Genomic DNA, 13,447 nt, shown 5'->3' with positions numbered 1-13,447 from the left:
TTGTCGTGCCGTCCGACCGCTGCCGCGATCATCAGCTTGATCTGGAGTGCATCTCTTTGAGCGCCGCGATCGAGTGCTGCGCGAAATCCTCGGTCTCGAAGCTTCGACGGCTTCCGACGACAATACTACGATCCCGGAGCAAAAGGCGCTCGCCGTCGTGAGGCGGGCTGAAATCCCCTACGACAGCGGGCCGACCGGCGTCGAATGATTGACGACAAGAAAAATCACAAGCAATTTCAATTGTGTATGAGTTCGCGGTTTTGTTCTGGACGGCGCGCCAGCAAACTCAGGCACTTAGGTAGCCATCAGCCGCGTTCGTTGAATAATGGTTGAATAAGACGCTGGTGAACAGCGGCGAACGCTTGGGGAATTTGCTGCCGACACTAGCAGACTAGCCTTGGCGCGATGCCTCACTGTGGCTGGCGCATTCGCGAAGAATTTCCTCGTCACCCTTTGGTGTCCGGAAACATTCAAAGCGCCGCTGACATGCGCTGTCGTACGCGAGCGCCCTCGGATGTTCGCATTGACGTTGCTCGTCGCACCATCAACTCTTGCCCAGTCGAGCTTTGTGCGAATGGAGGGCCACGTGAGATACAATCGACGAGAGGAAACTGGCGGACAACAGTCACAAGTCAGTCTATCCGCTCCGAAAGCAGCAGAACCGAGCACGATGCCATTCGCCCAGCGGCTCACCTGCACGATTGACCATGCCTGCGAAGTGACCGGCTTGGGACGCACGAAGCTTTACGATTGATAGGGGCTGGGCGTATCGTCACGACAACGGGTCGGACGTCGGCGACGCCGAAATGCCAGACCCGTGGAGGACAGAACCAAGAAGAATTCCTGTGCTTTCAGGGGGTCTGTTGAGCCGTCGACCTCAAGCTTGGCAGGTTGCAGAGGCATCGACAAGAGTGCAGCTTCGTCGCCACGTCCCATCGACACCCATGATGCTGACCGTATGCTTGTGTTCAAAGCGAACACGGTGCGTTTTTCGGTTGTTCTCCATCATCTGCAATCCCCAATTTCAAATCAGTTTCTCCAAATAAATGCGCCGCCTCCCTGAGCGTCTCTGCAATAAGCAAATCGATCTTCGTCGACTGAGCCAGTAGAGTCGTTCTCGTCGCTTCATTCAGTTGTGTCTGCCCCACGATCAATCGGATGCAGCTATTTGCGAGCTCAAGAATGAAAACAGCCCGACGGATGTCATCTGCTGTTTGAATGTCGAGAGCTTGAACCTGCGACAACAGAGCGGCGACATTCGCCACAATGCCGGGCAGTCTCTGGGGACTTGTCTCAGATTTCGCCTTGTATGGCTGCCGGAATTTTAGCACTGAAGACATGGTCGCAATTCTCAATTACGGATCGGCGTCGCTTTGCCGAACATGAAAAACACGAGACTATGAAAAATAGAGCTGTACGCGAAATACAACGGGGCAGGCCAACTTGGACTAGTCTTGCCATAATGACGACCACCACGCCGGCTATCTGTAGATTGTCGTGTCCGAGAATTTACGCCGAAGCAGTTTACAAACAGTTATGAGGTTGCGAGCAGTCGGTGTTGCAGTATGCAAGTTGCGTCACGAACGCTATCGAAGTTCGGCAACATTGGCCTAGGACAATTCGTTTTCTGCTCTTGCGCCACTTATTTGCAGAGTAAGGCCCGGGTATCGCGGAGCCTGTGCTTAGAACGAGCAAGTCACGCCTCCCATTGCGATAGACATCAAACACTTTTCGCCCCCGCTAATCCAATCGAAGTAAACACAAAATACGTTTCGGTCATTCTAATCGACCAGCTTACAACCTCGAACCGCGGTGCGGGTTGTAAATGTGCAACGCTCCGCGACTTCTGCTACACGACGTGCCAGGCACGAAAACGCCGTCGACCATCTTGAGGCGCACCAGCGACCGCGGCGCCGTTCCGATAAGAGAGGGAAACCGATTTTTGGCCCGCGAGTATGAGAAGAGCGAATCGCGCCTCGATCGATGAGAGCATGCACTAACTCCGCGGAGGCTAGACCGGCCATCTATTCAGGAGAGCGGCCGCCCTTCGTGTCGGCCGACGTGGCACTTCGAAATACAGCAACGAGCCGATCGGCTTCCCAAAGCTCAACGTCGTGCTCGCCGCACATTTGCTCGGCTCGACGTCTCGCAGCTTGTTCGTCAATGCAGTCGAGCTTTGCGGCGCAAATGACTCGCCTGCCGCTCTCCACCACGAAGACTTTGTACCGCATGGCCAGTCCCCCAACGGGACCGCAATCGTAATCCGACGTGGGTGTGAGGCAGTGCCAAAAGTGAGTGCACGTACGCGGAACCTTTGTACGTGTGGCAATTCGGCTATACCAGCGCTCTAGAACTCATCGATGGCTCAGCCGCGTAATCTCGCGGCGTGCCGAACCGTGCGGCTCGAGCTTAAGATTGAGAAGCCCCCAGCGTCATCAGCAGCGAAAGCCCAACCGGTCAGGGCGTTAAGTTTGTGGATGTCACGATATCGGTCTGCGAGCCGCTAGCGAGAGTTACCCCTCGCACCATTAAAAGCTTCGCCACGATATTACCGCCGTGGTGCCTTTCTCCCTGCTACCTCCGCATTTAAATGTGGATTGTACGGCTAATATTTAGCTGGTGGCTTGTCTGCTCCTTCATTCCCGACTTGTCTGCCTGGGCCTTCTCCCAAGAATTTGGATCGAGCCATGGACACCGCGCATTTAAATTCGCTCTCCCTTGACGAGCTCTGGATACTTCACGAACAGGTCACCGCCAGCCTCACTCAAAAAATGTTGGTGCAAAAAGCGAAGTTGGAGGAACGGCTCCACAGGATGGGACTGGCCGGCGAGGCCACACGGCTCGATCGTAAGCGCCGTCCATACCCGCCCGTTCGTCCCAAATATCGCAATCCGAAGAACCCGGCGGAGACATGGTCCGGTCGCGGCAGGCTGCCTCGGTGGCTGCGGCCGCAGCTTCGAGGCGGCGGGAAGTTGGATGAGTTCCTAATCGACCAGGCTTCGGTTCAAAAGTCGGCAGTCAATTGAGCGCTGCGGGGGCATCCGGTAGATCACTCCTTTGGTCTTCTGCGCGATGCACCACTGTCTTATTCGTGCCGAGATGCATCGGCTGTTAAGGGTTGGTTTAGTTCCCAGCATGATCATTGGGGGCCACAAGGGACCCGAGCATGCCACTGCATCATGCGAATACCTTGGAGAGGTTCGAGACGGTCGTGGATCAAGGCAGTTGCGAGCTCGCGACCTGGCCCGTCACTCTCGACCAATCAGATTTCTCGACCTCGAATCGAGATGAGATCCTGGCGCTATTGGCGCCAAGCGGCCATCCAAATCGCACCATTTGGCTCGTCGTCGCCGCATTGGCTGGGGGCTTCGGGTTGGGATGGGCTGGGGCTTGGTACGGTCCTGCAACTATCTCGGTTCTCCACCCAATTGCTCAGGTAGAAACGGTTTCGCGCCGCATGCCGGACACGAAGTCAGGCGGTAGGATCGAAAGCGCCCGAAAGATAGCATTAGCATCAGCCTCGCGAACACCGCCTGGTGTAGGTCAGCCCTCCACAATAAGCGCGGGCCTTGCTCCGAAGCCCCTGCCCAAAGCGTCGAGTGGGGCGCAATCGGCGGAAGCTTCGAACCAAGCTTCTTCGGCTGTCGAGGCGGACGTGTCTGTGACCGGCTCGCTCGGGTCTACGGGGCAGCTCCTGTCGGTCCCCGAGACAAGACCAACACTATTGGAGGTTGGGCAGTCCTTGACGTTCGCGGCGGAACGGCAGTGCTCGAAGGGCCCGATGGGATTCGAATGGCTGCACGGGGCGACGTGATCCCCGGCATCGGGCGGATCGACTCTATCGTGCGTTGGGGTAACCGTTGGATAGTTGCGACTGCGAGCGGATTGATTGCCACGCGGTAAGAGGCTCGCATAGCGCGACGAAAAAAGTGCGCTAGCCTATCAAGGGACAAGCGGGCGCGGAGAAGATAGGCGGTCATCCTGTCGCGCGATTCCGCGCGATTCCCAAGAGAGGGTTACCGAGACCTCCTCCTGCAACCATCGCCATAGGCGGCTGGGTAGAACTTGTCCCGCTGCCAGCCCGAGACGCTATGGTGCGAGCCTATTTAAATTGTCAAATTAAATACCGTTCTCCGCTGCGAAGGGAACTAGCGCCTCTCTTCACCCGGCGCGGCACCAAAAATGCAAGATAATACAAAGGGGTGGCGTCGGGCATTCGAGCCTGCGTTAATCCATCGATTATTATCTTTATTATCCAATTAAAACATCATATATTATCTCAGATTTAATTACGACATTTAATGTTCCAGCGCCATTTCAGCTCCGGCAGTCTTCCTTTTAGGAAAAGCCTGAGGACCGTTTGCATTGGAGGAGAGGACAATGCCTCAACGTAACATCCGGCCTCCGACTGAAAACGACATAGGCAAACTTGAAACCTCGGCCGTGAAAGTGCCGAGCGCAGAGATTGCTGCTCAGTTCGGGGGAAGTCCCGCAGCACCGGCGGTGGAGTTTCTAAAATTGTTATTGACGAAGCCGGAAAGTTTAAAGCGCAAACATCCCGGTCCGGACCCTGGCCCGCGCAATGATTAGAGCTGCGAAAAGAACGGAATCGGCGGATCGCCGGAGAGGGGCGTCAGGGGCGCCGGTCGGCTCGAAGCAGCGCGCGCAAATCGATTTCACTGCCGCGGCAGCACTAAAAAAATGGCCTTCAATTGGAAATCAACGCGCAGCGGCATCGCTTAGTCCATATCTCGTAATCGAGGGCACTTTGGACGCATGCATCCGGGGTCTCCTAGCGAAGCCCGCCAGCCAGCGTCATCTCTATGAGATACATACTGCTCCGCAAACGCAACTTATTACGGCCGTACTGACCGCAGAAGAGATATCCGAAATCGCTCGGCTGCGGGATTTTCTTTGAGGCAAGCAAGCCCTGCCGCTGCCGACGGGGCGTTGTTGGACTGACTGGCACAACTGTGAACCAACTCTTCGGTGACACTGGAAGGCATGCACCATCACCGCCGATTCATTGCCATGCGTAATTTGCGCTCCTCGGAAATTGGAGGACACTATGGATGACAACAGCCCTCGTTCGAAAGAAGTTGCAAGAGTCGGCTTGATCAGCTTCGGCCGTTCGAAAACCGATTGCACTATTCGCAGCATATCTGCCTTCGGCGCAGCCCTCGATCTTGCCGCAGATGAAAAAATTCCCGACGAATTCGCGCTGACTGTTATTCCCGACGGTGACTTGCGCCGCTGCGCTGTTGTCTGGCGCAAAGAGAAACGTGTTGCTGTCGCGTTCTATTAATTGATACGTCGGTATCAATCGCGGGCCAGGAATGCCGCCCCAGATCTTCTAATATGGCGCGCGGCTATGAGGCCATCTTCCGCTGTTGCTCTGGCCCCAGAGCGTCAGACCGTTCCGGGACCCAGAGGAAACGATCGCGTTCTCGAGGAGTGATTCCGAGCGAGACCGTTGGTGCAATCTAGGCAAGGGGAGGCTCTGGCGAACCCTGCCACACCGCGAGACAGAGGCTGGTTCGAATAGATCAGGGCTTAGCCACGGAGAAGAACCAGCTGAGCCGCCAGCCAGGAACTATTCTCCCGATCCCGAGTCAGAATTGCGCCGTTTTACTCGCGGGCATTCCGCCGGGTTCGAGAGACCGTTCCAATGCGCTACGTAGCGTACGCAGTAGATTTGTCCGGAGTGGCGCTGGCCATTTACGAACTGGAATGTGCGGGCGATGACGAAGCAAGGCACCGAGCCGAGAAGTTTCTCGAAGCCCATCCGATTATAGAAGTTTGGGATAGAGTGCGGCGCGTTGCGCGGCTCACCCGTGCAGCAGCCGTAAGCGGCGACTGATTACGATCCAGGCCCGTGCATCTGTGCTCATTTCGAATAGGGGCCTATCATGAGTAATCCCTGTGCGGCCTGGTAACACAGTCCCCGGCATTGAGCGCGTCGACTCTAGCGTGCGTTGGCGCAGCCGCTGGACAGTTGCACTGCCAGTGGATCGATCTCGCCCCCCAGCATTCGAACGCGACCCACCAACCAGATACGCGCGCGCGAATCCGCACAAGTCGTTCACAAGCTGAGAGGCAGGAAAGTCCTGGCAAGAGATCGTCGAAGCTCTTGGAACGAGCCGCATGTCTGTAGAAGTGCGCGCTGCCGAGATGAAGCGGAAACCTTTAGAAACCCGCTAACGGCAAGCGGCGTTTTTCCAACAATAGACGCGTGCCATACCGATGGTGAATAGTTGAAGCCTACAGATGCCGAGCGGCTGCGAAAGGAGGCGCAGGAATGCCGCCAATCGGCCCGCCTGGCGGAGAATGAGGCCGATCGGGAATCATGGCTTAGGTTCGCATCAGAATGGGAGATTCTTGCACAGGCTAGTGACAGAGGCGCAGTATTTTTCCTGAAAGGTGAGCACTAGCCGCTCTCCGCAATGTACCGTTAAACAAGACCACTTGTCGCATTGAACGGTAGTTACGGCCGCCGAAGAACTCTCCTTCTGCGGGCCGACTTCCGGATACGCCGACCACTGCCAATCCGTCTCGCGTTAGCGGCGCGTAGGCGCCCTCGGAGCGTCTGCAGTTCCCCGAAAAATGCGAGCAGCCCCTCGACCCGTTCGCGCAGAATAGCCGAAAAGTTGAAAACCTGACCTCGATTACTCATCACCGCCTCGAACAATTCTATTGAAACGATGTGCAGGCGATAACGGGAAAGTATGCAATTAGAGGTAGGAACATGCAAGCCTCAAAAGACGACCGGTAGCGTGAACGTGGAAAGGCGGACACCATACTGTCGTTGCTCGTCTGTTTCGTTGCCTTTCGGGTCGGCTGTCGTTCGAAAGTCCGGCAGCGGATCTTATGCCGCAGCGCACGGAAGCGGCGCCCTGCTTACTTCCGCACTGCTGGTCGCCCCGCTCCGCGATCGAGAGGCCGCCGAGGGCTGGCGAAGCCTGTGGTGCCGGAGAGAGTCTTGGCATCATGTGTGGTGCTCCCAACCCGCTCAAACGTGGTGACGAATGCTGCGAAGGCTGTGATTGTCACTGCGATCGCGAACAATAGGATCACGGTGCGGTCGGGATTCGGCTCAGTACTCATGAGCAACTCCACTCAGGCGGCTTGGCGGCTGAGCTGTCTGCGCAAATAGATGGATTAACTTCGCTTCGAGTGCTTCGGTCGGCCGCGCGTGAAGAACTGCGGCAAGTTCGCCGTCGTGACCCCGCCGGCGCTGACGGCGTTGCTTTCGACGTCGTTGACGTCAACCGCCATCGCGAAGTCTGGAGGGGCCTCATCCATCATCATGAGCATCACCACCGCGACCGCGGCTGAGCAAGACAGCCGATCCGAGTGAGAGCTCAGATTGAACCAAAGCGCGCCCCCTTTAAAGCGAGCATCCCCCAACAATGGGTGCCGAGTAGACCAGCTAGCCCCAGTCTCGAGTCAGCCCCGGACTGGGGCCTTTCTTTGCCTGCGGCGAACTATCGTGGCATCGGTGGCGCAACAGCACACCGGTCGAGCTTAAGACAGGCAACAACCCAGGACAATCGGAGTCCCGCCCCCAGGGTGCCATGTACGTACTGGGGCTTCCAGTCTGCCTTTATGCGGCTTGGGCTACCATTCGGGATCGTCGAAGCTGCCATACTCCCGCACGATGTACTCCCGCGTGAAGCGCTCCACCGGACGCCAGTGCTCGCGAATGACAATTGTCGGAGTTGGGGGCCTCCAATAGTCAGGATGGATGACTATTGTCGAAGACGGCGGGTAGAGATAGGGCGTATGAACACGCCAGCAAACGTCTCCCCTACACGCAATGGCAGCCGAGGCGCCCGTACCGGAGAGCGCAAGAAGACCAGCAGCGACGCTGCCAGCTATAACTGCGCTCCTGCTCAATGGCCGATTTAGCTGGTTCATGTTTTCCTCCTCCGCGACGGTGTTTCTTCTGGCTGAAACAAACCCCAGCAGAAACCAGCAAGTTTCAAGCCTCCAACATTAAAACTCACCTTCGAAGGCAGCCGTCTTCAGCCACCAGATGCGTTCGCCTCCACTCTATTCCGCATCGCGGTAGCGCAATGACCGCGGCCGGCGGCATTCGATCAACTTCGGCGTAGGGACGATCGGCATAAGCTTGCTTGCGGTTGCAGAAGGGCTAGGATGCATCCGCATTCATACTGTCCTTTTTTCCGATGGAGCATTCCCATGATTGATATCCATGTCCTACGAATACCGTCCGCCTTTATCTGCTTCGTGCTTGCTTTCCTTGCCGCAAACGAAGTTGCCGTGGCAGATCCAGTTGGTCGTTACGAGTGCAGCGTTATTGGTGCGCCAATCCAGGATCAAATAGGCGACCGCGACGGTCATGCGCTTAGCAGCGTGCAATACGCGTGTTCAGGCGTGGACGGACTGCTGAAGGGCGCTGTTTATACGTCTATGAACGTGAGTGAAGCCGACGGACCTCAGAGGCTCTCAGTTGGTGGCCTTTTGCATGATGCAATTCCAGCCATGGTGGCACGGCCGACAATCGGTTGGCTGTGCTGGCCGTGAGAGGCAAAGCGGTCATTACTGTCCCGCGCGGTGCCCCTATATTTAGTTAAATTTGGGACGTTCGCGTGCGGACTACCCTTTTAGTTCTTGGGCTATGGCTACTGATCAACGTTTTGTTTGTTGTGATCACGATGCCCCCTCGCAAGCCACGCTTGCCACCTCGACCAGTGCGGCCGTCCTTGATCGAAGCATTGGATGCAATCAAGCGCTTTCTGAAAATACTACGCCGCTGAAAAGTCAGACGATTGCGCTGTCATTTAAACCAGTCAAACACCGGACTATCACCCGTCATTTTAATCTGCGAGACTTTCCATCCGAGACCAACAATGTTTTGGAAAAAACCTGAAGGAGGTTCGCAGTGGAGAAGGTGCGACGCTTGCGCGCGATGGGTTCGCTGTGCCGTCAACAGGCCGCGTACAACAGCATGAACAAATGGAAACTCCTCGCGGACGCGGAATGCTGGGAACACTTGGCTGAGCTTGAGCTGTCGTCCCACTTCCGGGAATGCAACGTCGGTAGCTCGACCAGCTCGCTTGATCTGGCCGGGTGAGAAAACCCTTGCAATACGGGGATGAGAACCGACCCAAGGAGCCAACTCTTCAAACATCGGGGGCGTGCAATGAGTAACCGTAATCGGGCGTACAACCGCGTTGTCCTGTGCCTGCGCGCTCAGGCGCTTCTTTCTCAGCTTGCCGAACTTGAGACCCTTCGAGGCCGAGTGCGAGAGGCCGAGGAGAATACAGCTCTCGATCAATCGGCAGACCCGGTGAAGTCAACCATTCACTGATTGATCGCAGGTCGTCGAGCGCGCGCTGCTGGGAGGGTAACGCTGCCACCGGGCGCACGGCCGATCAGCCCTCAATGTGTTTCATCGTCGAAACCGGCCAGCGACCTTCATGTCCCGCGACCGAGATGCGAAGTCCGTGCTCATCATCGAGGAAGACGCGATCAATTGTGCCAGCCTTGCCGTCAGCCAAGACGACGGTCTTGCCGACCAGCTCCGTCTCGGCCTCGTGCAGTTCGCGCAAGATGTTCATCGCTCGCGCGTCGCCGGTACTTGCAGCACTCACGAATGCACTCTGTTTGGTGCGAATTCTTGCGGTCTATTCTACCACTCTGGCATTTTGACGCGAGTGTGCAATCGGCGGGCGTTCGAGGGCACATGGACTTTTTGAAAGCGATAGACATCAAGCGTGAACTCCCCAACTCAGATTTCCGTGGTTTTCCTTTGCGTCACTGGAGTAATGTTGCTCTCGGCGTTGGGGAGCGTGGGGATGGCGCACTACCGAGCTTACCTTCTGGATCAGCACCGCCACGTTATAAGCGTGGCCAGTTTGCAGTGTGCCGACGAGCAGGACGCAAGAGAACGCGCTCAGCAGCTAGTTGATGCCAACGACATCGAGCTATGGCAATTCGATCGGCGTATCGCCGTGTTTGAAGCGACCACAAACCGAACCTCGCAGACAGCGGGACATAGCACGCCGGAGCAGACGCAGCGCCATCCGGACAAATGAAGCGTACGAACTTCAGCGACTTCTCGGTCCCCGGCATCTGTGTTGCGGATCATGGGCGCGGGATAGTACGGGAAGACACCGGCATCGGCTGCAAGGCGCCAACGCATCGGTTGACCATGCGGAAGACGCGAGAATGAAGGCTTGATGGTGGGTGATGCTGTAGAGGTAGCACACCGAGAAACCGCCGGCCTGCTCGACCTAGATCATCCGCTCCTTGGTGACCCGCAAGCTGCGAACGTAATAGCCCTGTCTTTGAACGGCTGACTTGATCTCGTCGCTGACTTTGAGAACTCGTTTTCTGCTCTTGCGCCACTTATTCCGAGAGCAAACTACGGGTATCGCAGCGCCTGTGCTTAGAACGAGAAAGTCGCGCTTATCATTGCGATAGACATCAAACACTTTCCGTCCCCGCTATTCGTATGAAGTAAGCTATGAGAGTATGTTTCGGCCCGTCTCGATTGATGAGCTTAGTATCTCCAATGGCTGTGCGGGTTGTAAATGTGCAACGCTCGGGACTTTTGCTTCGCCGCGTTCCCGAATTTGGAACGAACTGATGCAAAGCCCGGATCATCGTCTAATTGAGGCGCGCCTTAGCGCAAGTAGTAAGAGCTTGCCGAATTCCGCCATAGGTGCATGAGCAAATGCGCGGATGATCAAAATTAACTGCTGTGCGCTACTTGGCCGCCAATCAGGACAGCATCGGGCATGAGCGTTAAATCAAGACGAACCTGCTTTTCGAACCATGTTCTGAAGTTCAGCGCGAACGCAGCCGTTGCAACGATTGCGGCGTAAACAGCTACACACCAAAGCGGAACATACGGTTACTACGCTCCGCGCACCTAAGGCTCAGGCGTGTTCGTCGGATCGTTGAAGCCAGCAAGTAATCCGAGGAGGCGCGCTCCTGCAGGAGGAGCAGACTACCGGCTCGTCGGGCACATGCATTCCGAGTTCACGCGGTGCGGACCAGCGAAGCGGTTCACCTCCGTAGAATTCATTGGCAATCAAGGCATTCAGGTCCGTTGCACTAGAGCGATGATAACAGCGTCGATATAGCGTGCACACATGCTTAGGATGGCGACACATCACGCAGCTCGAATCGTAGTAAGGAACCGCTGACACCACTTCGCGCCGCGCGCCCATACTGATCTTTCCCGCCATAGCGGCCACCGAACCAATTCGGTGGCACCGACCCAATCATCGGCGAGAAGTTTTCCAGAACATTCTAGATGCGGCAATGCGCTCTGACGCAAGTTTGGTGCAGCGCGGATTAGTCGGCACCGATTAGTCTGGCTTGAAGCAGATCGATTTTCCCGCGACCGTACCGAGCGACGCAGTAGCCGAGGTTGCGGCGCAGTCGACGCGCTCACCTCGTGAGCGCGACCGGCTTGAACGCGGTCACCAGCGCCTTCTCCAGCTTTCCGGCCATGCCGCGCAGTATATCGTAGGCTTCCGCGCGCGAGCTCGGGATGGTCAAGTTCGACTACACGCCGGACGGGCGGATCGTCTGCGTCAGAGACACGTTTTCCGCCTTCAACGAGCCGTCCGCGCCGATCCCGGCGGAGGTGACGTCGATCACCGGCATCACCGACGAAATGGTGGCTGGCCACAAGATCGACGAGGCCGCTGTGAACGCCTTCGTCGACGATTCGGTGGTCGTGGTCATCGCGCACAACAGCGGGTTCGATCGGAAATTTTTCGAACGCTACTGGCCCGTGTTCGAGCAGAAGGCGTGGGGCTGCAGCATGAGCGAGATCGACTGCCGCAAACACGGCTTCGCGGGCTCGCAGCTCGGATATCTGCTGAACGGCGCCGGCTTCTTCCACCAGGCGCACCGGGCCGTCGACGATTGTCATGCTCTGCTGGAAGTTCTCGGGTTGGAGCTACCGGCCATCCGGGCGCCGGCGCTCGCGCTCTTGCTCGAGAACGCCCGCAAGCCGACGCTGCGGGTCTGGGCGGAGCAGACCGCGTTCGAGCTCGCGCTTCGCCGCCTAAAATCCCGACACAGAACTCAATTCTCGGGGTCGGGCTAACGGCTCGAATGGCCTGAATAGTCCGCGAGTCCTTGATCGCTGATTCAGAAAGGGAGAACGCCGACGGGGCGGTTAGGGCGCCCTTGGATCCTAGAATACGTCCCGGCAGCCGGTGGGAATGGAAGGCCGCTACCATGTCGTATGTCCCCGCGGTGACCCTCGAACCACGACTTCAGCGGGGAGTTCGCATAGCGCCCGTCATCTCGCGCAAGTATCGCGGTCGTGAACAGCAGCAGTGCACAGAATGGAACCGCAACGTACTTCATCGCATTGGATCGCCAGCATTTTATCACCTCGGCCATCTTGGACAGTCAGTTTCGAATCAGCGCCGCTGGCGCCATGGGCAAGGAGCGCAGGAACACGAAGCGGGAGGTCACAGGTATCTCCGCATCGAGGCGACCATCGTGGCCGATGAGAATGAGGCCCGCTCCGCCATTTGCCACGGGCAGGATGACTTCTTCACCAGTCCATGTCCGGATCGGGTTCATCCCGATCACCAGAAACTCACCTACAGGCTGGTCCAGATATTGAAGTCTAAGCTGCGGGGCGATTTCGGGCGGTGCAAGCCCGAAGCCCAGTTGCTGCGCGAGTTCGTAGATTTGCCGCAACGGCACCGTCTCGCCCTTGAAGCCCAGGTCGGCCGCTGTAACTGTCACAAGTGTAACCGCCGTTCTGGTGGTGCTTAGGGTAAACGCGGGTCGAGCAAGAGCCTCCGCGGCCGAGTAACCGACGCCGCAACCAATCGCACTTGACCTTGCCCCCTGGACTTAATCCAGATTGAAGTTCGCTCTGGCCCATATGAGGACCAGAGCATGAAGCACAGCCGCTTTACGGAAGAGCAGATCATCGGGATTTTGAAGGAGCACGAGGCTGGCGTGTCGGTTGTCGATCTGTGCCGGAAGCACGGCGTCAGCGATGCCAGCATCTACAAATGGAAAGCCAAATTTGGCGGGATGGAGGTCTCGGAGGCCAAGCGGCTGAGGACGCTGGAGGATGAGAACACGCGGCTGAAGCGGCTTTTGGCCGACGCCATGCTGGACAATGCGGCGTTAAAGGACCTCCTGGGAAAGAAGTGGTGACGCCCGCGGGGAAGCGGAAAGCTGTCGCCCATCTCGTGGACGCCCACGGGATGAGCGAACGGCGGGCGTGTAAAGCCATCGGCTGTTGCCGCATGACCATCAGATATCGGACGACCCGGGCGGACGACGCGGCCCTACGCCAACGCATGAGAGCGATTGCCGAGGTGCGCCGTCGCTTCGGCTATCGGCGCCTGCATGTTCTGCTCAGGCGGGAGGGCTATCTGGTCAACCACAAGAAACTGTTCCGGCTCTACCAGGAAGAGAGGCTCGCGGTCCG

The 13,447-nt window shown here is 57.2% G+C and carries 11 protein-coding genes and 3 pseudogenes; 9 read left to right on the top strand and 5 right to left on the bottom strand.

Translation table 11 applies throughout. From position 1 onward, the window contains the following. Positions 1 to 73: 73 nt before the first annotated feature. The gene (locus IVA96_RS35620) at positions 74 to 208 is read left to right on the top strand and encodes a hypothetical protein (RefSeq protein ID WP_256464590.1); all 135 of its coding nucleotides are present in this window, start codon (positions 74 to 76) and stop codon (positions 206 to 208) included. Between the two features lie 760 nt (positions 209 to 968). Here IVA96_RS35620 and IVA96_RS20685 read toward each other — a convergent pair. Further along, entirely contained in the window at positions 969 to 1,340 is a 372-nt protein-coding gene (locus tag IVA96_RS20685) for a hypothetical protein (RefSeq protein ID WP_247278635.1), read from the bottom strand. 184 nt (positions 1,341 to 1,524) lie between these two features. Continuing rightward, positions 1,525 to 1,728 carry a hypothetical protein gene (locus tag IVA96_RS35850; protein ID WP_247278636.1) on the bottom strand — a complete coding sequence of 68 codons (204 nt, stop codon included), beginning with the start codon at positions 1,726 to 1,728 and terminating at the stop codon, positions 1,525 to 1,527. Positions 1,729 to 2,687: 959 nt separating this feature from the next. Here IVA96_RS35850 and IVA96_RS20675 point away from each other — a divergent pair. The 5 genes from IVA96_RS20675 to IVA96_RS35845 all read left to right on the top strand — a co-directional run bounded on the left by IVA96_RS20675 (position 2,688) and on the right by IVA96_RS35845 (position 9,097). Further along, complete coding sequence (locus IVA96_RS20675; RefSeq protein ID WP_247278637.1) at positions 2,688 to 3,026, top strand: H-NS histone family protein; 339 nt, start codon at positions 2,688 to 2,690, stop codon at positions 3,024 to 3,026. 1,354 nt (positions 3,027 to 4,380) lie between these two features. Then, positions 4,381 to 4,590, top strand: a complete 210-nt coding sequence (locus IVA96_RS20670; RefSeq protein ID WP_247418932.1) for a hypothetical protein — start codon at positions 4,381 to 4,383, stop codon at positions 4,588 to 4,590. 478 nt (positions 4,591 to 5,068) lie between these two features. After that, entirely contained in the window at positions 5,069 to 5,305 is a 237-nt protein-coding gene (locus IVA96_RS20665; protein ID WP_247278639.1) for a PilZ domain-containing protein, read from the top strand. Positions 5,306 to 8,202: 2,897 nt separating this feature from the next. Continuing rightward, complete coding sequence (locus IVA96_RS20660; protein WP_247278641.1) at positions 8,203 to 8,547, top strand: hypothetical protein; 345 nt, start codon at positions 8,203 to 8,205, stop codon at positions 8,545 to 8,547. Between the two features lie 358 nt (positions 8,548 to 8,905). After that, entirely contained in the window at positions 8,906 to 9,097 is a 192-nt protein-coding gene (locus IVA96_RS35845; RefSeq protein WP_122406599.1) for a hypothetical protein, read from the top strand. Between the two features lie 301 nt (positions 9,098 to 9,398). Here IVA96_RS35845 and IVA96_RS20650 read toward each other — a convergent pair whose 3' ends face one another. Continuing rightward, the gene (locus tag IVA96_RS20650) at positions 9,399 to 9,584 is read right to left on the bottom strand and encodes a PRC-barrel domain containing protein (protein ID WP_247278642.1); all 186 of its coding nucleotides are present in this window, start codon (positions 9,582 to 9,584) and stop codon (positions 9,399 to 9,401) included. A gap of 237 nt (positions 9,585 to 9,821) precedes the next feature. Here IVA96_RS20650 and IVA96_RS20645 point away from each other — a divergent pair, with 237 nt between their 5' ends. Beyond that, positions 9,822 to 10,061 carry a hypothetical protein gene (locus IVA96_RS20645; protein WP_247278643.1) on the top strand — a complete coding sequence of 80 codons (240 nt, stop codon included), beginning with the start codon at positions 9,822 to 9,824 and terminating at the stop codon, positions 10,059 to 10,061. A 198-nt stretch (positions 10,062 to 10,259) separates the two neighbouring features. Here IVA96_RS20645 and IVA96_RS20640 read toward each other — a convergent pair whose 3' ends face one another. Then, positions 10,260 to 10,460, bottom strand: a complete 201-nt coding sequence (locus tag IVA96_RS20640; protein WP_247278644.1) for a hypothetical protein — start codon at positions 10,458 to 10,460, stop codon at positions 10,260 to 10,262. 1,058 nt (positions 10,461 to 11,518) lie between these two features. Between IVA96_RS20640 and IVA96_RS20635 the strand changes: the two are divergent. Continuing rightward, positions 11,519 to 12,037 (top strand): annotated as a pseudogene (locus IVA96_RS20635) (3'-5' exonuclease); the annotation flags it as partial. 365 nt (positions 12,038 to 12,402) lie between these two features. On the opposite strand, the pseudogene IVA96_RS20630 reads toward IVA96_RS20635, so the two are convergent. Further along, positions 12,403 to 12,837: pseudogene (locus tag IVA96_RS20630) on the bottom strand (hypothetical protein); the annotation flags it as partial. A 66-nt stretch (positions 12,838 to 12,903) separates the two neighbouring features. On the opposite strand from IVA96_RS20630, the pseudogene IVA96_RS20625 reads away from it, so the two are divergent. After that, positions 12,904 to 13,447, top strand: a pseudogene (locus IVA96_RS20625) (transposase); the annotation flags it as partial.

Source organism: Bradyrhizobium sp. 159 (assembly GCF_023073795.1).
Taxonomy (GTDB): Bacteria; Pseudomonadota; Alphaproteobacteria; order Rhizobiales; family Xanthobacteraceae; genus Bradyrhizobium.
Note: the sequence above shows the minus strand (reverse complement) of the source record. Positions and strands in the feature narration are given on the sequence as shown.

What these genes read in the sequence shown, in the direction of transcription:
- IVA96_RS20685 (WP_247278635.1), bottom strand. Translation starts at nt 1,340, where the DNA reads ATGTCTTCAGTGCTAAAATTCCGGCAGCCATACAAGGCGAAATCTGAG.
- IVA96_RS20675 (WP_247278637.1), top strand. Translation starts at nt 2,688, where the DNA reads ATGGACACCGCGCATTTAAATTCGCTCTCCCTTGACGAGCTCTGGATA.
- IVA96_RS20670 (WP_247418932.1), top strand. Translation starts at nt 4,381, where the DNA reads ATGCCTCAACGTAACATCCGGCCTCCGACTGAAAACGACATAGGCAAA.
- IVA96_RS20665 (WP_247278639.1), top strand. Translation starts at nt 5,069, where the DNA reads ATGGATGACAACAGCCCTCGTTCGAAAGAAGTTGCAAGAGTCGGCTTG.
- IVA96_RS20660 (WP_247278641.1), top strand. Translation starts at nt 8,203, where the DNA reads ATGATTGATATCCATGTCCTACGAATACCGTCCGCCTTTATCTGCTTC.
- IVA96_RS20650 (WP_247278642.1), bottom strand. Translation starts at nt 9,584, where the DNA reads ATGAACATCTTGCGCGAACTGCACGAGGCCGAGACGGAGCTGGTCGGC.
- IVA96_RS20645 (WP_247278643.1), top strand. Translation starts at nt 9,822, where the DNA reads ATGGCGCACTACCGAGCTTACCTTCTGGATCAGCACCGCCACGTTATA.